The sequence below is a fragment of the Actinomadura miaoliensis genome (assembly GCF_039536785.1).
In the GTDB taxonomy this organism is placed as follows: domain Bacteria; phylum Actinomycetota; class Actinomycetes; order Streptosporangiales; family Streptosporangiaceae; genus Spirillospora; species Spirillospora miaoliensis.
The window spans coordinates 1591-2380 of sequence record NZ_BAAAZG010000060.1; the positions used below are offsets into that span (position 1 = coordinate 1591).

The window sequence follows — 790 nt, forward strand, 5'->3', positions numbered from 1 at the left end:
GCTCGGCGCCCTGGTCGCCGGGACGGTCGGCACGCCCGCGGCGGCCGCCGTGTCGGCCGTTGCGGTCGCCGCCGCGGGGGCCCTGGGCGCCGGGCTGGACGGCGTGGCCGGCGGCGTGCGCGCCGTGGCGGCCATGCTGGTCGGGCTCGCCACGGCGCTGCTCATGCTGCGGCACGCGGTACGCCGCCTCGGCGGGATCACCGGCGACGTGCTCGGCGCCCTCGTCGAGCTGGCGACCACCGCCGCCCTGGTCGCCATGGCCGCCCGCTGAGGCGCGTCAGGCGGTGAGCGCAGGGCGGGCGTACTCGCGGACGTCGGCGCCGGTGTCGTCGCAGGCGGCGCGCAGCGCGTCGGCCACGGCCGGGTCGGCGCCGCGCCGGCCCGCGCCACTTGCGTCACCCCCGGCACACGGGCGGACGGGCGTGATGCGGGCAGGTCCCGGTAGGTAAGGCTTGATCCAAAAGGGCGAAACCGGTCACCGGGAGGACTACCATCGGACGACGTGACGACCACCATCAGCCTTGACAGTGCGGCCCCGGCCAGACTCGACGTCGACGCTCTCGTGATCGGCGTCCTCCCGGCCGGGCAGGACGGCGACGGCGTACGACCGGCGGCGGGCGCCGAGGGGGTCGACGAGGCCCTCGACGGGCGCCTGGCCGCCGCGCTGCGCGCGGTGGGCGCGACCGGCAAGGCCGAGGAGGTCACCCGGCTGCCCACCCTGGGCGCGCTGCCCGCCCCGCTGATCGTCGCGGTCGGCCTGGGCGTGTCGCCGGACGCCGAGGCGGGCAGC

At 78.6% G+C, this 790-nt stretch carries 2 protein-coding genes; both read left to right on the plus strand.

From position 1 onward, the window contains the following. Positions 1-49: 49 nt before the first annotated feature. Positions 50-271, plus strand: coding sequence for an adenosylcobinamide-GDP ribazoletransferase (locus ABD811_RS37875; RefSeq protein WP_344957455.1), 222 nt, complete (start codon positions 50-52; stop codon positions 269-271). Between the two features lie 231 nt (positions 272-502). Then, positions 503-790, plus strand: a 288-nt coding sequence (locus tag ABD811_RS37880) for a M17 family peptidase N-terminal domain-containing protein (protein WP_344957452.1), incomplete at its 3' end; no start/stop codon positions are given.